The sequence below is a fragment of the Streptomyces sp. ME19-01-6 genome (assembly GCF_033793745.1).
Lineage (GTDB): Bacteria > Actinomycetota > Actinomycetes > Streptomycetales > Streptomycetaceae > Streptomyces.
Genome location: NZ_JARAXF010000008.1, coordinates 133,714 through 152,148 on the forward strand (window position 1 = coordinate 133,714; position 18,435 = coordinate 152,148).

General features: G+C 73.5%; 19 protein-coding genes. 10 read left to right on the forward strand and 9 right to left on the reverse strand.

Features of this window, described 5'->3' with window-relative positions; translation table 11 throughout:
- Positions 1-131: 131 nt before the first annotated feature.
- The 3 genes from lxmK to PV419_RS20875 are packed head-to-tail and all read left to right on the forward strand — an operon-like array spanning position 132 to position 3,507.
- Positions 132-1,283, forward strand: coding sequence for a class V lanthionine synthetase subunit LxmK (gene lxmK, locus PV419_RS20865; RefSeq protein ID WP_319691072.1), 1,152 nt, complete (start codon positions 132-134; stop codon positions 1,281-1,283).
- Positions 1,280-2,506: a T3SS effector HopA1 family protein gene (locus PV419_RS20870; RefSeq protein ID WP_319691075.1), complete on the forward strand. Its 1,227-nt coding sequence runs from the start codon at positions 1,280-1,282 to the stop codon at positions 2,504-2,506. The genes lxmK and PV419_RS20870 overlap by 4 nt, the downstream gene beginning before the upstream one ends.
- Before the next feature lie 38 nt (positions 2,507-2,544).
- Positions 2,545-3,507 carry a hypothetical protein gene (locus PV419_RS20875; RefSeq protein ID WP_319691076.1) on the forward strand — a complete coding sequence of 321 codons (963 nt, stop codon included), beginning with the start codon at positions 2,545-2,547 and terminating at the stop codon, positions 3,505-3,507.
- A gap of 68 nt (positions 3,508-3,575) precedes the next feature.
- Here PV419_RS20875 and PV419_RS20880 read toward each other — a convergent pair whose 3' ends face one another.
- On the reverse strand, positions 3,576-4,073 hold the full coding sequence (locus PV419_RS20880) for a MarR family transcriptional regulator (RefSeq protein ID WP_319691078.1): 498 nt from the start codon (positions 4,071-4,073) through the stop codon (positions 3,576-3,578).
- 46 nt (positions 4,074-4,119) lie between these two features.
- Here PV419_RS20880 and PV419_RS20885 point away from each other — a divergent pair, with 46 nt between their 5' ends.
- From PV419_RS20885 to PV419_RS20895, 3 genes are all read left to right on the forward strand, one after another.
- Entirely contained in the window at positions 4,120-5,061 is a 942-nt protein-coding gene (locus PV419_RS20885) for an EamA family transporter (protein WP_319691079.1), read from the forward strand.
- Positions 5,062-5,063: 2 nt separating this feature from the next.
- Positions 5,064-5,705: an NAD(P)-dependent oxidoreductase gene (locus PV419_RS20890; RefSeq protein WP_319691082.1), complete on the forward strand. Its 642-nt coding sequence runs from the start codon at positions 5,064-5,066 to the stop codon at positions 5,703-5,705.
- Positions 5,706-5,822: 117 nt separating this feature from the next.
- Complete coding sequence (locus PV419_RS20895; RefSeq protein WP_319691083.1) at positions 5,823-6,176, forward strand: hypothetical protein; 354 nt, start codon at positions 5,823-5,825, stop codon at positions 6,174-6,176.
- A gap of 51 nt (positions 6,177-6,227) precedes the next feature.
- Here the strand turns inward: PV419_RS20895 and PV419_RS20900 are convergent, their stop codons facing one another.
- A complete protein-coding gene (locus PV419_RS20900) occupies positions 6,228-6,683 on the reverse strand; it encodes a helix-turn-helix domain-containing protein (RefSeq protein ID WP_319691085.1) in 456 nt (151 codons plus the stop codon).
- 140 nt (positions 6,684-6,823) lie between these two features.
- Here PV419_RS20900 and PV419_RS20905 point away from each other — a divergent pair, with 140 nt between their 5' ends.
- A complete protein-coding gene (locus PV419_RS20905; protein WP_319691087.1) occupies positions 6,824-7,678 on the forward strand; it encodes a pentapeptide repeat-containing protein in 855 nt (284 codons plus the stop codon).
- 185 nt (positions 7,679-7,863) lie between these two features.
- Positions 7,864-10,695 carry an AfsR/SARP family transcriptional regulator gene (locus PV419_RS20910; RefSeq protein WP_319691089.1) on the forward strand — a complete coding sequence of 944 codons (2,832 nt, stop codon included), beginning with the start codon at positions 7,864-7,866 and terminating at the stop codon, positions 10,693-10,695.
- Positions 10,696-10,752: 57 nt separating this feature from the next.
- Here the strand turns inward: PV419_RS20910 and PV419_RS20915 are convergent, their stop codons facing one another.
- The 4 genes from PV419_RS20915 to PV419_RS20930 all read right to left on the reverse strand — a co-directional run bounded on the left by PV419_RS20915 (position 10,753) and on the right by PV419_RS20930 (position 13,858).
- A complete protein-coding gene (locus PV419_RS20915) occupies positions 10,753-11,520 on the reverse strand; it encodes an N-acetyltransferase (RefSeq protein ID WP_319691090.1) in 768 nt (255 codons plus the stop codon).
- 67 nt (positions 11,521-11,587) lie between these two features.
- The gene (locus tag PV419_RS20920; protein WP_319691092.1) at positions 11,588-12,418 is read right to left on the reverse strand and encodes an SAM-dependent methyltransferase; all 831 of its coding nucleotides are present in this window, start codon (positions 12,416-12,418) and stop codon (positions 11,588-11,590) included.
- Between the two features lie 54 nt (positions 12,419-12,472).
- A complete protein-coding gene (locus tag PV419_RS20925) occupies positions 12,473-12,796 on the reverse strand; it encodes a hypothetical protein (protein ID WP_319691094.1) in 324 nt (107 codons plus the stop codon).
- Positions 12,797-12,976: 180 nt separating this feature from the next.
- Complete coding sequence (locus PV419_RS20930; protein ID WP_319691096.1) at positions 12,977-13,858, reverse strand: alpha/beta hydrolase; 882 nt, start codon at positions 13,856-13,858, stop codon at positions 12,977-12,979.
- A gap of 230 nt (positions 13,859-14,088) precedes the next feature.
- On the opposite strand from PV419_RS20930, the gene PV419_RS20935 reads away from it, so the two are divergent.
- Entirely contained in the window at positions 14,089-15,039 is a 951-nt protein-coding gene (locus PV419_RS20935) for a sensor histidine kinase (protein WP_319691098.1), read from the forward strand.
- Between the two features lie 91 nt (positions 15,040-15,130).
- Complete coding sequence (locus tag PV419_RS20940) at positions 15,131-16,162, forward strand: hypothetical protein (RefSeq protein WP_319691100.1); 1,032 nt, start codon at positions 15,131-15,133, stop codon at positions 16,160-16,162.
- On the opposite strand, the gene PV419_RS20945 is transcribed toward PV419_RS20940, so the two are convergent.
- From PV419_RS20945 to PV419_RS20955, 3 genes are read right to left on the reverse strand one after another with little or no spacing between them, the layout of a single operon-like run.
- On the reverse strand, positions 16,153-16,839 hold the full coding sequence (locus tag PV419_RS20945; RefSeq protein WP_319691101.1) for an alpha/beta fold hydrolase: 687 nt from the start codon (positions 16,837-16,839) through the stop codon (positions 16,153-16,155). The two genes, PV419_RS20940 and PV419_RS20945, sit on opposite strands and share 10 nt — an antisense overlap.
- 10 nt (positions 16,840-16,849) lie before the next feature.
- Positions 16,850-17,986: a flavin-dependent oxidoreductase gene (locus PV419_RS20950; protein ID WP_319691103.1), complete on the reverse strand. Its 1,137-nt coding sequence runs from the start codon at positions 17,984-17,986 to the stop codon at positions 16,850-16,852.
- Positions 17,987-17,988: 2 nt separating this feature from the next.
- Complete coding sequence (locus PV419_RS20955) at positions 17,989-18,357, reverse strand: nuclear transport factor 2 family protein (RefSeq protein ID WP_319691105.1); 369 nt, start codon at positions 18,355-18,357, stop codon at positions 17,989-17,991.
- Positions 18,358-18,435 lie beyond the last annotated feature (78 nt).

An 18,435-nucleotide genomic window follows, 5' to 3' on the forward strand; every position in this document is an offset into this window, starting at 1 on the left:
GGGAAGCGCCCGCCGCGCGAAACTGACAGATTCCTGCCCCTCTGCGACGGCCCCGCCGCTCCGGGCGAAGGCCTGTCAGGCGAAGTCCTGTCACTTTCCGCCTGATCCCGGCCATGTCTAGCGTCTCGGGCATGACAGCGACGATTCCGGCGGACGTGTACGGCGCACCGGACGCCCCGCGGCACGATCTCGCCCCGGTACCGCTCGCCGAGGCGCCCGAGGTACGCCTCACGCTGGCGCGGCTCGGCTTCCGGCCGCTGGTGCCGCACCAGCTCGTCAGCCACCCGGGTCGCAACGACAACTGGGCCGGCCGCACCGAGGACGGCCATCAGATCTTCGTGAAACGGCTGGACCGGCGGGCGCCCGACGCGACGGGGCGCTTCGACCGGGCCTACGCGTTCCAGGTGGCGCGGGCCGCGGCCGGGCCGCTGAGCTGGAGCGCTCCGGCCTTCCTCGGCGGTGACCGTGAGGCGCTGGTCCTGGTCTACGCCCGGTTGGAGGGGGCGGTGTCCGGGGCGGCGCTGGCGGAGGAGGACCGGTTCGACGCCGCGCTGGCACGCCGCGCCGGGCGGGCGGTGGGAGAGCTGCACGACTTCCACCCCGCCGGCGTGCCCGGGGCGGGAGCCCGCCGGACGCGGGGCCTGGCCTCCCGGCTGTCCGCCCTGACCGTGGCGGAGTACACCCGCAGCAGCGCGGCCGAGCTCGGGTTCTGGGCGCTGCTGCAGCACGACGACGACCTCAAGGCCGCGCTGCGAGCGCTCGGGGAGCGCTCGGGCGCCGCCGCACCGGCCGCCGCGCACGGGGACCTGAGGCTGGATCAGTTTCTGCTGCACGGTGACGAACTGCATCTGTGCGACTGGGAGGAGTTCCGCCTCGCCGATCCGGCCCGCGATATCGGTGGCTTCGTCGGACAGTGGCTGTTCCGCGCGGCCACGCTGATGTTCACCGAGTTCGAACCCGACACCCCGGAAGACCCGACCGGCGCCGACGGCGGCATCCACGCGTCCCTCGTACGCGGCGGCGCCGACCGGCTCGACGCCGTACGGCCGCTGATCGCCGCGTTCTGGCAGGGGTACCGCGAGGTGCGGGCGACGGCCGGCCCAAGCCTCGCGGAGCGAGCGGTGGCCTACGCGGGATGGCATCTGTTCGACCGGGTGCTCGCCACCGCCACGCACAGCGCGCGGCTGACGGCCGTCCAGCGCGGGACGGCGGGCGTGGGGCGCGCCGCGCTGCTCGCGCCCGGGCGGTTCAGCGACGTACTCGGGCTGGGGGACGACGCATGACGGACACCTCCGGGCGCACCGGGCCGGGCCCGCTGTCGCCCGCCCTGCGCGCCGCGCTGACCCATCTGCGCCTGCGCGGCCTCCGGCCGGACAGCGCCCCCGAGGTCTGGCTGGAGGAGCGCCGCATCCCGGGCGACACCGCGCGGGAGGTGCGGCTGGCCCTGACCACCGCGCTGTACGAGCGGTGGCACGCGGGGATGGCGCCCGAGCCCGATGCACCGGCCCGGCTGCCGCGCCGCGACCACGCCTTCGAGGCCCGGCTGGTCGCCGCGACACCACATTCGCACACCGCCGTGGAGGCGGTGGTGCACACCGCCGCCCCGCCCGGCGGCGGCCCCCTCACGGTGGAGCTGGGGCGGGTGCGGGTAGGCCTGCCGCCGGAGGCGGTGCCGGGCCGCCGGGAGGTGTCCCCGCCCGGCCGGAGGCCGGGGGACCATGACACTGCGGAGGATCGCCCTCGCCGCGGGCGCTTCGGTCGCCATGCCGCGGACGCGGGGTGGCGGGCGACTCCGGCAACGCGGCCGGGACCCCCGGCCGGCGCGGGAAGGGAGTATCTCCCAGCAGTAACAGGGGGCGCCGTGGCCGACGTCGCGGGCGCGCGGGTGGTCGTGGAACTGCCCGCCGTACGTCCGACGCTGTCACCGGGGTTTCTGCTGGTGGACGGGGTCGACGGGCGGCCGGCGGACAGGGCGGACCGCGAGCTGCTGCGGATCTATGTCCATCTGCGGTACCCGGACGCCGCCCCACGGGTATGGGGTGCCCTGCTGGCGGAGCTGGGCGCGCGGTCCGTGCCGTACCGGGCGAAGGTCCTCTCGCGCCCGTGTGCGTATCCGCGCCGCGACGCCATCGTGGTCTACCTCGACGCGGACCGCGCGGACGTGGTGTTTCCGCTGGCGGCGGCCGTGCGCCGGCTGCCGGGCATCGGCGCGGACACCTCCGTCTTCGCGCGGCGGCTGCTCCCGGGCATCGCCCTCGCCTGGGAACCGCGGGACCCCCGGCCCGGGTGGCGCGGGCAGAGCTTCGGCCAGCACCGCGCGGCGGCGGTCGCCGAGGGCGTCGTACGACACATGGCGGACCGCGAACGCACGGATCTGGCCCGGGAGATCGCGGCTTCGCTGCACAGCGCGGCAGCGGACCCCGCCGAACCCGCCCGCAACCACTCCTCCCCCGGGCTGCCCGCCGCCGCCCTGCTGACCCTGCGGTCGGCTTCCTGTCCGTCCTGACCCAACGTGATGCGTGACCTTCGACGAGCGGAGAACCGATGCGGAGCAGAAGAGACTTACTGAGGGCGGCGACGGCCGTGGCGGGGGCCTCGGCCATCGGCGCCATGGGCAGCGGGGCGGCCGCGGCCTCGCCCAAGGCCTCGGCAGCGGGGGCGCGACAGGTGCTGAACACCGTCGGGACGCGGCTGAACACCTTCCACGACGCTTCGGGCCTGGTGACGGTGTCGGTGTTCTCGCACCGCGGCAGCCCCGCCCAACAGCACTGGATCGACGAGACCGTGCTGGTCGGCGACGGAGACATGATCGCCATCGGGGGCGGCGCCACGGCGGTGGAGTACCCCGAGGGCGCACTGCTGACCGCCTCATACCCCACCGACGACCTGTCGGGCTGGACCGTCGGCTCGAAGGACCATCACGCCGCCCAGCCACATGAGCTGGTGTCCTATGTCATCGGCCTGAAGATCGCCGGAATGAGCCGCGACGAGCTGCTGCGGTCGGTGTACGTGTCGCGCGCGGACAGCGGCACCGCCCCGCACCCGGAGGCCGAGGCAGGAATTCCGTCGTCGACCGACTACGTGCTGGTCGGCGGCGGCTTCAAGGTGGAGTGGCACGGTCAGGGCAATCTGGCCACGGCCTCCTTCCCCGCCACCGAGACCTCGTGGAAGGCGCGGTCGAAGGACCATCTGGCCTCCGACCCGGCCAATCTCCGCGTGTTCGCGATCGCCCTGCAGCGAAACCTCCCGGTCGGCCGCGTCCTCACCAGCATCTCCAGGTCCGACTCCACCCAGACCTCGCACCCGGCGGCCGTGGCCTCGGTGGCCCCCGGCTACGCACTGACGGGCGGTGGCGCGGAGGTTCACTACCACAACGCGGGCAACCTGCTCTGGAAGCTCGAACCGGCCACCACCCAGACACCGAGCTTCAGCGCGGCCTCCAAGGACCACCTCGCGTCGGACCCCTCGTCGCTCACCGCCTACTCGCTCGGCATCCGCATCGGCTGACCGGCCGTCGGGCGATCCCGCGGCGGCCGCTACCAGGGGGCGGCCGCCGCTCAGCCCACTCCGTCCGCTCAGCCCCTGGTGTCGCCGAGCGACTCCAGGAGATTGCGGAGCGTGTCGGCGAGGGCGTCGTGGTCGGCCTTGCCGAGGGCGGCGAGCAACCGGCTCTCGGTGGCGAGGTGGTCGGGCAGGGCCCGGTCGATGAGCGCGCGGCCCTCGTCGGTGAGGGCGACATGCACCACCCGGCCGTCCGACTCGCTGGGGGTGCGGGTCACCAGGCCGCGGGCTTCGAGGCGGTCGAGGCGCTGGGTGATGGCGCCCGAGGTGACCATGGCCGTCCGCATCAGCTCGGCGGGGGTCAGCCGGTACGGCGGCCCGCTGCGGCGCAGCGTGGCGAGCACGTCGAAGGACGCGGCGTCGAGCCCATGGGCGCTGAACGTACGGCGCGTCTCGGCCTCGATCAGCCGCGAGAGCCGTTTCAGGCGCCCGATCACCGCCATCGGCGACACATCCAGATCGGGGCGCTCCGCGCCCCACTGCTCCAGCACCAGGTCCACGTGATCCGTCACGACCCCCAGCCTAGCCAATTCCTTAGCGCTGAGATACTTTGTCTTAGTGCTAAGCAATCGAATCAAGGTCGTCCTGCTGACCGCGCTCGCGCCGGGCGTCTGGGGGACCACCTACCTCGTCACCACCGAACTGCTGCCTCCGGGCCGCCCCCTGCTCGCCGCGGTGGTCCGCGCCCTGCCGGCGGGCCTGCTGCTCGTCCTGCTCACGCGGCGCCTGCCACAGGGGATGTGGTGGTGGCGCGCACTGGTGCTCGGAGCCCTCAACATCGGGGCGTTCTTCGCCCTCCTGTTCGTCGCCGCCTACCGGCTGCCCGGCGGGGTCGCCGCCACCGTCGGCGCCCTGCAGCCCCTCCTGGTCGCCGTCCTCGCCTCCGGCCTGCTCGGCGAGCGTCTTTCCCGGCGCACCGCGATCGCCGGGGTGGCGGGGGTGGCCGGCGTCAGCCTGCTCGTCCTGCGGGCGGACGCGCACCTGGACGCCCTGGGCGTCGCCGCCGCGGCCGGGGGCGCGCTCGTCATGGCCACCGGCGTCGTCCTCAGCAAGCGGTGGACCTCCCCCGCACCCCTGCTGGCGACCACCGGCTGGCAACTGGTCGCCGGGGGCCTGCTGCTGCTCCCCGTCGCCCTCGTCGTCGAAGGGCCGCCCCCGACGACACTGACCCCCGAGAACCTGGCCGGCTACGGCTATCTCTCGATCGTCGGCGCCGCCCTGGCCTATGCCCTCTGGTTCCGCGGGATCCGCGCCCTGTCCCCCACCGACGTCACCTTCCTCGGGCTGCTCAGCCCTCTGGTCGCCACCGTGCTCGGCTGGCTCGCGCTCGGCCAGGAACTCACCCCGTGGCAGGCCCTGGGCGGGGCGGTGATCCTCGCCGCCATGGTCATGGCCCAGACCCACCCGGCCCGCCGCGCCGATGACGGCCGCATACGGCCGCCCCATCCCCTCAGCGATCTCGCCGTCCGCCGGATGGCCGAGCCGAAAGGAAACCGATAACCATGCGTATCACCGTCTTCGGAGCGGCCGGGAGCGTGGGCAGCCGTGTGGTGGCCGAGGCGCTGTCCCGGGGCCATGAGGTCACCGCCGTCGTACGGAACCCGGACCGGCTGGGCGATCTGCCCGCCGACGCCACGGCCCGGGTCGGCGACGCTGCGGACGTCGAGGACGTGGTCCGGCTGAGCGCCGGCCAGGACCTCGTGATCACCGCCACCCGGCCCGCGCCCGGCAGCGAGGACGAGCTCGTCACCGCCACGAAGGCGCTGCTCGCCGGGGTGGCGAGCACCGGCGTCCGGCTGCTGGTCGTCGGCGGGGCGGCCACCCTGACCGTGCCCGGCACCGGCGGCACCCTGGTCGTCGACGCGCCGGACTTCCCCGCCGCCTGGCGGGGCATCGCGCTGGCCTGCGCCGACCAACTCGAGGCGTGCCACAAGGAGTCCGAGGTGGACTGGGCCTATCTGAGCCCGGCCGCCCTGCTCGAACCCGGCGAGCGCACCGGCGCCTACCGGCTGGGCACCGACGAGCTCCTTGTCGACGCCGACGGCACATCCCGCATCTCCATGGAAGACCTCGCGGTGGCCCTCCTGGACGAGGCCGAGCGCCCCCGGCACCACCGGGCCAGATTCACCGTCGCACAGGCCTGAGCGCGCTCTCCCGCGGCCCCGCCGGGGCTCTTCGAGGGCCCTTCGGGGACCCTCGCGGGAAAGCCCACTCACGCCGGGGCCGGTACGCGCCGACCGGCCCCGGCGTAGGCTCCCCGCATGGGTGAGTTACTTCCGTTCCTGATGGTCGTCGGTTCTCTCGCCGTGGTCATGGGCTTCTTCAGCTGGCTGGCCGTCCTCGTCCGGCGCCGCGGTGTCGCCGGGTCGGCGATCCGCTCCATCGTGGACGTCTACGACCAGGCCTGGCACGCGACTGGCCACGATTCCCACTACGAGATCCAGGTACAGGCGGAACGCAAGATGCCGATTCCGTCGCCGGACGATCCCTGGCGTCCTGGCCGCGGCGTGGCCGCCCAGGCGGGAGAGTGCGGCGGGCGTCCAGCCCTGTCGCGCCCTCGCGCCGGGCGCCGAGGGCTCGGCCGCCGGGTCCGCCGGCTGTGGCACCGCCGCTGACGGACGACCTCGCCGAGGAGGGTGCCCGACGTCGCCCGGGCACCGGGCGGCTCAGCCTGCCTCGGGGCCGGTGGTGGTCCACCCCGGCGCCTCGACGCGGGGGGTGAGCGTGTCCCGGGTCGCCCGCCGGCCGCAGGCTTCGCAGATCACGACGGGCTCCAACTGGGCTCCGCAGGAGTGCTCCAGCACCACCGGAGGCCGGTCGGCGAGGTGCCGGTCGCCCCACTTCATCAGCATCAGCAGCACCGGTTCGAGCTCCCAGCCGGCCTGCGTGGGCCGGTACTCGAAGCGCTGGGGCCGCTCGTTGTAGGGGAACTTCTCCAGCACCCCCGCCTCCACCAGACGGCGCAGCCGGGCCGCGAGGATGTCGCGCGGCGCGCCGATGTTGCGGACCATGGCGTCGAAGCGCCGCACCCCGAGGAACACCTCGCGGAGTACCAGCAGCGAGTGCTTCTCCCCGACCACGGCGAGCGAGTCGGCGATGGAGCAGGGTCGCGGATCCTTCATACGCGCAGCGTACGGGCAGTGCATTTGATTCTCAAACCATGGGCGCCCGCCAACGCGGCTTGCCGGGGCCTCGGAGAGAATGGACACCCGTCCCGAGCACGGCACGGTGGTGCTCACCTCACGGCAGGAGATCAGGCACGTTGTCCCGGAAGCGCGAAACCCCTTCGGTCGCCGCCCCCCCGGCCGACCCCGACCGGCTCGCCCTGCGGGCCGACTGCGCGAACTGCTTCGGGCTGTGCTGCGTCGCCCTGCCCTTCGCCGCCTCGGCCGATTTCGCGGTCGACAAGGCGGCCGGGCGTCCGTGTACGAACCTCCAGGCGGACTTCCGCTGCGGCATCCACGCGCAACTGCGCGAGCGGGGCTTCTCCGGCTGCACGGTCTTCGACTGCTTCGGGGCGGGCCAGAAGGTGTCCGGGACCACCTTCGGCGGCCGGGACTGGCGGGAGGCCCCCGACACCGCGCCCCTGATGTTCGAGGTGTTCCCCGTCATGCGGGCCCTGCACGAGCTGCTGTGGTACGTGACCGAAGCGCTGACCCTGCCGCCGGCCCGCCCGGTGCACGGCGACCTCCGCCGCGCGCTGGCGGACCTCGACGGCCTCACCCGCGGCAGCGCCGAGTCCCTGGCCCGGCTGGACGTGGCGGCGCTGCGCCAGGATGTGAACGCCCTGCTGCTGCGCGCCGGCGAGCTGGTGCGGGCCCGGGTCCCGGGCCGCAAGAAGAACCATCGGGGGGCCGATCTCATCGGCGCCCGCCTGAGGGGCGCCGATCTGCGCGGCGCCAACCTTCGCGGGGCCTGTCTCATCGCGGCCGATCTGACCGGCGCGGACCTGCGGTCGGCCGATCTGATCGGGGTGGACTTCCGCGACGCCGATCTGACCGGCGCCGACCTCACCGGATCCATCTTCCTCACCCAGGCCCAGCTCAACGCGGCCAAGGGAGACACCACCACCAGGCTGCCCCGGACGCTGAGCCGCCCGGCCCACTGGCCGTCCTAGCGTTTTCGGACAACTTCACCCACAGGACCGGAGGAGAGCACTCCGCGCGCGGTGGATGATGCACGGGAACGGCCGGTGGAGAGGTATAACCGTTGCCGGAGCGATGAGTTGACGTATCGGCGAAACAGACGAGACGACAGACGAGACAGGGGCCGGGCTTGGGCCGAGGGCCTCGGAGGTAACGGGTGCGGTATCGGGTCCTGGGGGCGCTTGAGCTGGGGGACGGCGGCCGATGGGTCTCCCTCGGCCCCGCCAAGTGGCGCATGCTGCTCGCGGTGCTGCTGTGCCACGCCAACCGGACCGTGCCCACCGAGCGGCTCATGGACGAGCTGTGGGGCGAGCGGGGGCGCCCGCAGAGCGCGGGCAAGCTGCTGCAGACCTACGTGTCGCGGCTGCGGCAGACCCTGGGCGACGAGTCCGGCGAGGTCCTGATCACCGACAAGCAGGGCTACAAGGCGCACGGGTATCGGCTCGCCGTGGAGGCGGCCGAGTTCGACGCGCACCGGTTCGAGCAGCTGGTCGAGGAGGGGCGGCGCGGTCTGGACCGGGACGCGCCCGAGGCCGCCGCCGAGCGGCTGCGCGAGGCGCTGGGGCTGTGGCGCGGCGTCCCGTTCCAGGACGTTCCCCCGGCCCCGGCCGTGGAGGCGGAGGCCGCGCGGCTCGAGGAGTGCCGCCTCGAGGCCGTGGACGCCCGGATCGAGGCCGATCTGCGGTGCGGCCGCCACGCCTCGGTGCTGGGCGAGCTGGAGGCCCTGACGGCCGGACACCCCTTCCGGGAGGACCTGCGCGGCCGCCAGATGCTGGCGCTGTACCGGTCCGGACGGCAGGCGGACGCCCTGGCGGCGTACCGCGATCTGCGCCGGTCGCTGGCCGAGGAGCTCGGTATCGAGCCGACCCCGGCGCTGCGGCGGCTGCACCAGCGCATCCTGGCCGCCGATGAGACCCTCATGCCGCCGGACCGCGCGGCGGAGGGGGCACCGCCCAGCGGTGGCTCGGGAACGCCCGCCGCACCCCCTCGGGCCGCCCGGCCCGCCCCCCGGGGCCCCCGCCAGCTTCCGCCCGCCAGCCCCGCCTTCACCGGGCGCCACGGCGAGGTCGCCGTGATACGCACGCTGATCGAAGAAGCCGAGGAATACGACGGCTCCGGGGCCGCCGCGGCCGACGGCGGCGACGGGGGCACGGGCGGGCGGCCCGTGGTGATCGCGGCCATCGACGGCACCGGCGGGGTCGGCAAGTCGAGTCTGGTCATCCATGCCGCGCACCAGCTCGCCGACCGGTTCCCCGACGGCCAGCTCTACGTCGATCTGCACGGCGCCACCGCGGGGCTGACGGCCCTCGACCCCGGCGAGGTGCTCGGCCGGTTTCTGCGCGCCCTCGGGGTGGACGGCTCCAGTGTCCCCAGCTCCACCGACGAGGCGTCGGCCCAGTTCCGCTCGCTGGCGGCGGGCCGGCGGCTGCTCGTGATCCTGGACAACGCCGCCTCCGTGGAGCAGGTCCGCCCGCTGCTGCCCGCCGGGCCCGGCTGCAGCGCGCTGGTCACCAGCCGCGAGATGCTCACCACCCTCGAAGGCGCCACCCATCTGCACCTGGGCGTCCTCCCCCGCGACCAGGCCGTGGCGCTGCTGGAGCGGATCGTCGGCGCGGAGCGGGTCCGGGCCGAGCCCGAGGAGGCCGAGGCCATCACCCGGCTGTGCGGCGGTCTGCCGCTGGCGCTGCGGATCGCCGGGGCCCGGCTGGCCGCCCGCCCCGGCCGACCGCTGCGCACCCTGGTGACCAAGCTCCACGACGCGCGCGGCCGGCTGGACGAGTTGAGCTTCGGTGACTTGGCCGTGCGTACCAGCTTCCAGGTCAGCTACGACGGCTTCCGCGAGGGCCGGCGGTCCGACGACCTCGACGCGGCGCGGGCGTTCCGGCTGCTGGGCGCGTTGCCCGGGCCCGATGTGAGCCTGCCGGTGGCCACCGCCCTGCTGGGGCTGAGCGCGGGCCGGGCCGAGAGCGCGCTGGAGCGGCTGGTCGACGCGCAGCTCCTGGAGAGCCCGGACTCGATCCGCTACCACATGCACGACCTGCTCCGGCTGTTCGCCTCCGAGCGGGCGGAGCAGGAGGATTCCGAGGCCGAGCAGTCGGCGGCGGTGGCGCGCGGGCTGTCCTGCTACCTGGCCACCGCCCAGCGCGCGGTCACCCTGCTCGATCCGCTCCGCCCCTGGCCCAGGCGCCCCGTCGAGGGCGCCGTGGTCCCACTGGGCGACAGCGTGGAGGCGGACGCCTGGCTGAAGGCCGAACTCCACAATCTGCTGGCCGCCGTGGCCTATGCCGTGGAGCGGCCGGAGCCGGTCGCGCGCCTGGGCGTGCGGCTGGCGCAGTCGCTGCAGTGGTTTCTCTATCCGCGGGCGCACGCCCAGGACCTGCAGACGGTCAACGAGCTGGCGATCCAGGCCGCGCGCCGCCTCGGCGACCCGGAGAGCGAGGCGTGGGGGCTGGACCACCTCGCGGGCGCCTGCTGGCTGCAGCGCGCGTACGACGACGTCCGGGAGTGTCTGGAGTCCGCGCTGGGGATCTGGCGTGAACTGAACCATCGCGAGGGCGAGCTGCGGTCCTTGTGCAACCTCGCCGACGCGCTGTGCGAGCTGGGGCTGCACGAGGAGGCCATCGATGTGCAGAAGCGCCAGCTGGCCCTGGCCCGGGAGGTCGGCGACCCGGCGGCGGAGGTGATCGGCCTGGGCAACCTCGGCCGGGCCCACCGCGGTCTCGGCCACCCCGAGGAGGCCCTGGCCTGCTTCCGGGAGAGCCTGGAGGGCGCGCGGCGGACCGGCGACATCCACCACCAGGGGTTCGCCCTGTACGAGATGGGGATCACGTACATGGAGCAGGGGAGGTTCGCCGAGGGGCGGACGCACCTGGACGAGGGCCTGCCCGTATGGAAGCGGCCGGGCACCTACGAGAGCTGGCGCGGGCACACCTGGAGCGGGCTCTTCCCCGCCTGTATGACGCTTGAGATCGGCCCCGGCCCGCGCTGATCGGTCCCCGGCCCGCGCTGAGACCCGGGCCGGGCCCGCGCTGTCGGCCGGGGTTCCTCAGTCCTGGTGGGGACGCGTGCCGTGGCGGATCCACACATTCGGCTCGACGTAGACCGCGCGGTCCTGGGCGGTGTCGCAGCGCACCGGCACCAGACCGCCGGGCACCTCGACGTCGCCGTCGCGGTCGAAGGGCAGACCGGTCCACTGCCGCCACTGCGCCAGGGATCCGCTGACCGTCATCGAGGCCGGAGCGACCTTCTCGATGGTGCCGCCGGCCTTGAGGTGTACCCGTAGCCAGGGGTCGCTCGGCAGTCCGTCCGCACGCCGCCCGCGGATGTAGTCGGCCATGGGGACGTGTGGCCGCAGGTGTTTGGCCGTCGGACGCACCGGGGCCAGCAGCGTGTCGAGGCCCTGCCGCGCGGCCGTGGCGCGCAGCGCCTCCAGCATGCGGTAGGACAGACCGCGGCCGAGGTACTCGGTGTCCACCGTGATCTCGAGCGCGCTGGCCACGGTGGGCGGATGTCCGCCGCGCCGGTCGCGGAAGGCCCATGTCACCACGCGGTCCCAGCCCTGGTCGGGCGTCTCCTCGCGGCCGTCGAGCTCGGCGTTGAAGGGCACGCTGAGCCCTCGTGCCACGACCCGGTCGCCGTCGGTCGCCACCACGCAGTGCTCGGGGAACTCCTGCACCACCCGGGTCAGGAAGGCGCTCGAAACCAGGTCATGGGTGATGAACTCGGGCCATGTCTCGGTGATCTCATATACACGGTCGATCAACGACGGGCGGTCGGCGAGCGGGGTGATCCGGAGGATGTCGATTTCTGTCACGGCGGGCACGCTGCCACAGCCGCGGCGGCCGGGCCAGATGTTTTGTCCGGGGCCGTTCCCCTGGGGGTCACGGCTTGCGGGCGACGCCGCCGTAGGCCCAGACCCGGGACGGGTCGTGCTCGGCGCCGATGCCCGGCCGCCACAGCGGCAGTTGCACCAGCCCGGGGTCGAGGAGGTCGAGCCCGGTGAAGAAGTCCAGGATCCGCGACCGGTCGCGCGCCCCGGACGCGACGGGGCCGGTGAACCCGGACCAGTCCCGGAACGGGTTCTGGGTGAAGTCGCCGGTGACATGGGACAGGATCAGACAGCTGCCCGGCGCGGCCCAGTCCATCAGCCGGGCGACGAGCCCCGAGGGGTCGTCCGCGTCGGCGAGGTAGTCGAGGACGAACGTCAGCACGATCGCCACCGGCTGCTCGGGGTCGAGCAGCCGGCACAGCTCCTCGTGGGCGAGGATCTGCTCGGGGGTGCGCAGATCGGCCCTGATCGTCGTGGTGCCGTGGCCGGCCAGCAGCGCCCGTCCGTGGCTCACCGCGATCGGGTCGTTGTCGACGTAGACCACCCGGGCCCGTGGATTGACCGCCTGCGCGACCTCGTGGACGTTCGGGTTCACCGGCAGGCCCGCGCCGATGTCCAGGAACTGGGCGATGCCGTCTGCGGCCACATGGCGCACCGCGCGGGCCAGGAACCGGCGGTTGGACAGCGCGGTGTCCCTGACCTCGGGGGCGACCCTCAGAAAGCGCTGGGCCTGCTCGTAGTCGGCGAGGTAGTTGTCCTTGCCGCCGACGAGATAGTTGTAGACCCGGGCCGGGTTCGCCTCACGCCTCTGGTGGCTGCCGTGTCCGGAGTGCTGCCGGATTCCCGGTGTCCTGAGCCCGATGCCGGCCCCGCTGCTGTTCATCCCGAATTCCCCTGCCACGAACACTGCCACCGCCTCACCACATGCCGTTACGTGTCACTGTCCGTGCGGCGCGAGCCCGGGCCGCCAGGTGACCGTCTCCCGCGGCCCCGGCTCGGCCCAGGCGACCGGGGCGCGGGACCACAGATGGAAGGGCAGATCGACGTCCGCCCGCACCCGGCTGAGCTGCCCCCAGGAGTACACGTCCGAGTGGACCGCCGAGGCCTGCAGCGCCGCTTCGAGGCAGGCCCGTGCGGTCTTCTCCGCTCGGCAGGTGCCGCTCGGGCCGGATCCTTCCACTCCTCCGGAGACCTGGTAGGTGCTCCAGGCGTAAAGGGCATCGTGCTCGGTGTGCTGTTGCTGTTGCTCGTCGACGTTCACTGGCCCTCTCCCGACGCATCCCTACCGGGCGGCTGTAGCGATGTGTCCAGCATCGGAGAGGGTGGGGTAGCGGCGGTATAGCGGCGGTAAACCGGGCGGCGGACCCGGTATACAGGATCCGCCGCCCAGGTGGCCGCCACCTGGCGAGTGAGGCGAACCGAGCCCTCAAAAGAGGGGCCCTCAGCCGGCCAGCCAGGCAAGGATCTCCCGGTTGATGGCCTCGGGCCGCTCCAGGTGCAGAAAGTGTCCCGCCCCCTCGACCAGGTCGATGCGCGAGCCGGGCGGGAGGTGGTCCTTCGCGCTGCCGACCACGTCGGCGCCGATGCATCCGTCGGCCGTGCCGTGCAGGTAGAAGGTGGGCCGCTCCCCGGTCCGGGTGATGGCCTCCTGCTCGGCGGCGTACTTCTCCAGGTGCCGTGAGGGGTCGAACAGGGCGCGGTAATAGCCGATGGCGGCCTCGAGGTTGGCCGGCTCCCGCAGGCTCTCCTTGACGTGCGCGATGTCCTGCTCGGCGTGGTGGTACCCCGGCGACCAGTCACGCCACAGGCCGTCGATGAGCGCCATGTCGTGCGCCGCGGCCCCGGCCTCGGCCAGCGGCGTCTGGAACAGGAAGATGTAGAACGAGCGCTTGAACTGGCCGTAGTCGAAGTTGAAGAAGTCGGCCAGCACCCCGCCGAGCGGAGGGACGGCCATGGTGACGGCCCGCCGCCAGCGCTGGGGGGAATGGGCGGTGGCGCCGTAGGTGGCGATCGCGCCCCAGTCGTGTCCGATGAGCACGGCGTCGCCGTCGCCACCGAGCGCGTCGTGCAGCGCGTTGGCGTCGGCGGCCAGCGCGCCGGCCTGGTACGCGCCGTCGGCGGGTATGCCGGTGGGCGCGTAGCCCCTCAGGAAGGGCGCGACGGCGTGGTAGCCCGCGTCGCCGAGGGCGGGCAGCAGATGGCGCCAGGTGTGCGCGGTGTCGGGAAAACCGTGCAGGCAGAGCGCCAACGGCCCGCCGGCCGGGCCTGCTTCGAGATATCCGAACTCAAGCTCATGAGCGTTGACGTACTTCAGCTGTGTCACGCCGGGATGCTATGCCACCCCCTGGGGCGCGTCCATGCGCGGCGGGCGCCCCTCAGCCAACCCTCCGCCCGGCCCGTTCGTCGCGCAACACCGTTGCGTTCAGGCATTGTTCGATGTTGAGGGTCCCCGTGCGGCACACAGGCGAGGGTGGCAGACTGCGCGTCACGCCGTCCCGACTTCCGAGTCACGGACACGTGTGCGATTTTCCGGCGCAGCGCGAGGGAGGCCCTATGACCGGCCAGAGCAGTGGAGTCGCGGAGCACCGCGACTCCATGGTGCACCGTGGATTCCTCTACCACGACGAGGAGGAGGTGGTCTCGGTCGGCGTGCCCTTCCTGCGCGCCGGTCTCGAAGCCGACGACGCCGTCGCCGTGGTCGCCTCCAAGGCGAACATCATCGCGCTGCGGGACGCCCTGGGGCAGGACGCCTCGTCGGTGCAGTTCGAGGACGCGCTCAACTGGTACCAGCACCCGGTGCGGACCATCGCCGCGTACGACGCGTACGTCAAGGCCGAGAAGCCCCGCCGGGCCCGCCTGGTCGCCGAGCCGGTGTGGCAGGGGCGCACCCCGCTCGAGGTGGTGGAGTGGGCGCGCTACGAGTCCATCGTCAACGCGGCGTTCAGCGACTCCGGCGCGCGCGTGATCTGTTGCTACGACCGGCAGGCGCTGCACCCTGAGATCCTCGACTACGCGCGCCAGACCCACCCCGAGATGATCGACGGACACGCGCCCCGCAAGAGCGCGGAGTACACCGATCCGGGCCCGTTCATCGCCACCTGCGACCGCCGACCGCTCCCCCGCGCCCCTCGGCTGGCCGAGACGATGCCGGTCAACACGGCCGATCTGGACGCCCTGCGCGCCTTCGCCCACGAGCGGGCCGACCGCCACGGGCTGACGGGCGACGCGCTGCGCGACATGGTCGCCGCCGTGGCCGAGGTGGCCACCACCGCCGTCCGGCACGGGAGCGCGCCGGCCGCCGTCCGGATGTGGACCGACAACGGCGACCTGGTCAGCGAGATCTCCGGCCCCGGCCACTGGTACCCGGACGCACTGTGGGGCTTCGCTCCGCCGACCGACTCGGAGCCCGCGTTCGGGCTGTGGGGGGTCCGCATGCTGTGCGATGTGGTGCAGATGCAGTCCGACGCGGACGGCACCGTCATCAGGCTGCGCACCCGTATCTGAGCGTCCCGGCGGTGAAGGCGATGGCGCGTGTTGTGGAGGTGTTCACGCGCCGTCGCCTCGTCCATCGGGCCACGCCGCTACCGTGCCGGTCATGAACGGACTTCAGGTGTCACGTCGCACCGTGCTCGGCGGGGTCTTGGGCGGATCCGCGGGGCTGCTGCTCGGCGGTACGGACCCGGCCGCGGCCGCCGGACCCTCACCCGGCAGGCCGCTTCGGGTGCTGGTGGCCGCCAATGAGCCCTGGGGTACGTACCACGTCAAGCCACTGCTCGCCGAGGTGGCGCGGCGGCGCTGGCAACTGACCCAGCTGGTACCGGACTACACCCAGATCACCCCGGGAGACCCAACCCCGGTCGCCACACCGGCCGACGCCCCGAAGGCGGATCTGCTCGTCGTCACGGGGGCCGGGGACTGGCCGGCGGACTGCGCGGCCCGGCTGCGGCGGCTCCCGCTGGCCGCGAGCGCCCTGGCCTACCAGAAGCCGGCCGAGGCCCCCCGGGCGCGGGAGCTGCGTCCGCGGCTTCGGCTGCTGACCGCCTCCTCGCCCGCCGAGGCGCGGGCGTTCGCCCAGTACCTCGGGACGCGGCGGCCGGTCCGGGTGGTCGGTTCACCGCAGACCGACGGTCTCCCGCCGCGCCGCCCGGAGCCCGGTCTGGTGCTCGTCCTGACCAGCGTCACGCACCCGGACGCCACCGGAGACGCGGCCCCGGGCACGGAACTGCTGCTGGCCGGTGCGGAGAAGCTCGCCGCGGCGGGCAAGCGGATCCTGGTCGGTCTGCACCCGCGCGAGGACCGCCGCCTGTGGGACCGCTACGAGATCAGTGACGTCCCGTCGGTTACGGCCGCCGCACGGGCCGAGGCGGCCATCGGCATCCCCGGGACGGTGTTCCCGCTGGTCACCGCGGTTGGCACACCTCTGGTGGGCTGCACCGACCCCGAACTGACCGTGCCGGACTATCTGCTGGCGGTCTGCTCGGCCACCGTCGACGACGCGGGCGCGGTGGTCGCCGCCGTGGACGCGGCGCACCTGCCCGATGCCGCCACCCTCGCGGACACCGTCGGGCCGGTCGGCGGCTCGGCCGCCCGGCTGCTCGACGCCTGGAGGCGGGTCCATCACACCTGAACACGCGGCTCCGGCGCCGCCTCGAGCAGAATCTTCAGCAGGTCGTCCGGCGCGTCCCGCATGAGGTTGTGCCGGCCCTCCACGGCGTGCACCGTCCACCGCGGGTCCTCGCGGAGCCGCTCGTAGGTGCAGGCGAACGGCGACGCGCCGTCCCATATCGTCGCGTACACATAGTCGCGGCGCCGGAAGCGCCCGAGGTCGCCGGTCAGCCGGATCCGCTGGAGGAACGAGGCGAGCGGATGGGCGGTGGCGCGGGAATCGAAGAACGGCAGGGGCGGTACGGCGTAGCCGGTCTCGCCCACGCTCAGATACCACTCCCGCTGCTCGCCGGAGGTCAGCGTCCAGCAGGAGTCGCCGTCCTCGGGCACGAAGGCGTCCAGATACACCAGGGAGTCCACCCGCTCCGGCACCCGGTCCGCGGCCCCGGTGATCACCATCCCGCCGTAACTGTGCCCGACCAGGACCGCGTCCTCGATGGCTTCGGCCGTCAGCACATCGACCACGTCCTGGATGTTGGTGTCGAGGTTCACCGTGCCGCTCATCGGCCGCGCGTGGTCGCCGAAGCCGGTGACGGTGAGCGCGTGCACACGGTGGCCGTGCTGCCGCAGCTGTGCGTCCAGTTGTTCGTAGCACCAGCCGCCGTGGCAGGCGCCGGGGACGAGAACGAACGTGGCCATGTGGTGCTCCTCACCGGTGGTGGTCGGCGCGCGTGGCGCGCCGGTAGGTGGCGGTGATCCGCGCGAGTTCTTCGGGGGACCGCGCGTCCCCCGTGCGCTGCATCTCGCGGTTGGCGGCGATGACGGCGGCGGTGGCCTCCCGTCGCGCCTTCTCATAGGCGGCCAGGCCGCGGGGAACGTCACGGGTGAGTTCCCCGGCCAGCACCCGGGCGTCGACGATGGCCTGCGACGCTCCGTTGGCCCCGACCGGGTACATGGGGTGCGCGGCGTCGCCGAGCAGAGTGACCCGCCCCTCGCCCCAGGCCGGCAGGGGGTCGCGGTCGACCATCGGGTATTCGAGGATCGCCGGGCTGTTGTTGATCAGCGCGGGTACGTCGAGCCAGCCCAGGTCCCAGGAGCCGAAGTGCTCCAACACCTCCTCGGCCCGGCCCGGGGTGTTCCAGTTGGCGTCGCCGGGCAGCGGCCCCGGCTCGGCCACCGGCACCATGGCCACCCAGTTGATCAGGGACGGACCGATCGGATAGATGACCAGTTCGGCGTTGCCCGGGCCGCGGGCGATGACCGCCGAGCGGCCGCCGAGGAACGGCCGGGCCTCGGCCGCCCCGCGCCACATCCGCACCCCCGACCACAGCAGCGGTCCCTGGCCCGGGTGCAGCCGCTCGCGCACCGCCGAGTGCAGACCGTCCGCGCCGACCAGTGCCGCCGCCTCGATCTCGGCCCCGGGCACGCGGACGCGGACCGCGTCGGCGTCCTGCTCGAAGTCCAGCAGCCGGGTGCCGGTGCGTACGGCGTGCGGGCCGAGCCGGTCGCGCACGGCGGCCAGCAGCAGCGACTGCAGCCGGCCGCGGTGCACGGAGTACTGCGGCCACCGGTAGCCCCCGGCGAGCCCGCGCCCCTCGCTGAAGAGCGTGTTCCCCAACTGGTCGCAGTACACGTTCTCGGCGGTGGCGACCGAGATCCGGGCGAGGTCGTCGCCGAGGCCGAGCGCGGTCAACTCTCCCACGGCGTGCGGCAGCAGATTGATGCCCAGGCCCAGGGGGCGCAACTCGCGGACGGCCTCGATCACGGTGGCCTCGATCCCCGCGGCGTGCAGGCTCAAGGCGGCGGTCAGCCCGCCGATCCCGGCTCCGGCGATCAGCACCCGCATGGTCAGTCCCTGATCTCGGGGCGGTCGATGACGCGCAGCCAGCTCCCGTCGGGCTGCCGCCGTACGACCTGGACCCGCCCGCCGGTGTTGTCGGCCGGCCGTGTCGAGGTGACGGCGAGGTCGCCGTTGCGGACGGTCGGCAGCGCCGGTTCCGGTACGAAGTGGGGCACCTGCGCCAGCATCCGCTCGAACACCGCTCGGATCGCCTCGCGCCCGACCGTCCGGGACCCCGGCGGGAAGGCGAGCACGGCGTCGGGCTCGTACAGCTCGGCGAGGCCCTCGGCATCGCCGGCGTTGGCCCGCTCCACGAACAGGCGGGTGAGGTCCTCGGGCTCGGTGGCGCGCTCGCGCGTGATGGCCTGGTCGGTCATGGCCGCTCCCTCTCTCTTGCTCTCTCGCGTCCTTCTCGTGCTGACACCTCCACTCTGCGGCCTCGCGATCTAGAAGTC

Coding starts and splice junctions, on each gene's coding strand:
- lxmK (WP_319691072.1), top strand. CDS start 132: ATGACAGCGACGATTCCGGCGGACGTGTACGGCGCACCGGACGCCCCG.
- PV419_RS20870 (WP_319691075.1), top strand. CDS start 1,280: ATGACGGACACCTCCGGGCGCACCGGGCCGGGCCCGCTGTCGCCCGCC.
- PV419_RS20875 (WP_319691076.1), top strand. CDS start 2,545: ATGCGGAGCAGAAGAGACTTACTGAGGGCGGCGACGGCCGTGGCGGGG.
- PV419_RS20890 (WP_319691082.1), top strand. CDS start 5,064: ATGCGTATCACCGTCTTCGGAGCGGCCGGGAGCGTGGGCAGCCGTGTG.
- PV419_RS20895 (WP_319691083.1), top strand. CDS start 5,823: ATGGGTGAGTTACTTCCGTTCCTGATGGTCGTCGGTTCTCTCGCCGTG.
- PV419_RS20900 (WP_319691085.1), bottom strand. CDS start 6,683: ATGAAGGATCCGCGACCCTGCTCCATCGCCGACTCGCTCGCCGTGGTC.
- PV419_RS20920 (WP_319691092.1), bottom strand. CDS start 12,418: ATGAACAGCAGCGGGGCCGGCATCGGGCTCAGGACACCGGGAATCCGG.
- PV419_RS20935 (WP_319691098.1), top strand. CDS start 14,089: ATGACCGGCCAGAGCAGTGGAGTCGCGGAGCACCGCGACTCCATGGTG.
- PV419_RS20940 (WP_319691100.1), top strand. CDS start 15,131: ATGAACGGACTTCAGGTGTCACGTCGCACCGTGCTCGGCGGGGTCTTG.
- PV419_RS20945 (WP_319691101.1), bottom strand. CDS start 16,839: ATGGCCACGTTCGTTCTCGTCCCCGGCGCCTGCCACGGCGGCTGGTGC.
- PV419_RS20950 (WP_319691103.1), bottom strand. CDS start 17,986: ATGCGGGTGCTGATCGCCGGAGCCGGGATCGGCGGGCTGACCGCCGCC.
- PV419_RS20955 (WP_319691105.1), bottom strand. CDS start 18,357: ATGACCGACCAGGCCATCACGCGCGAGCGCGCCACCGAGCCCGAGGAC.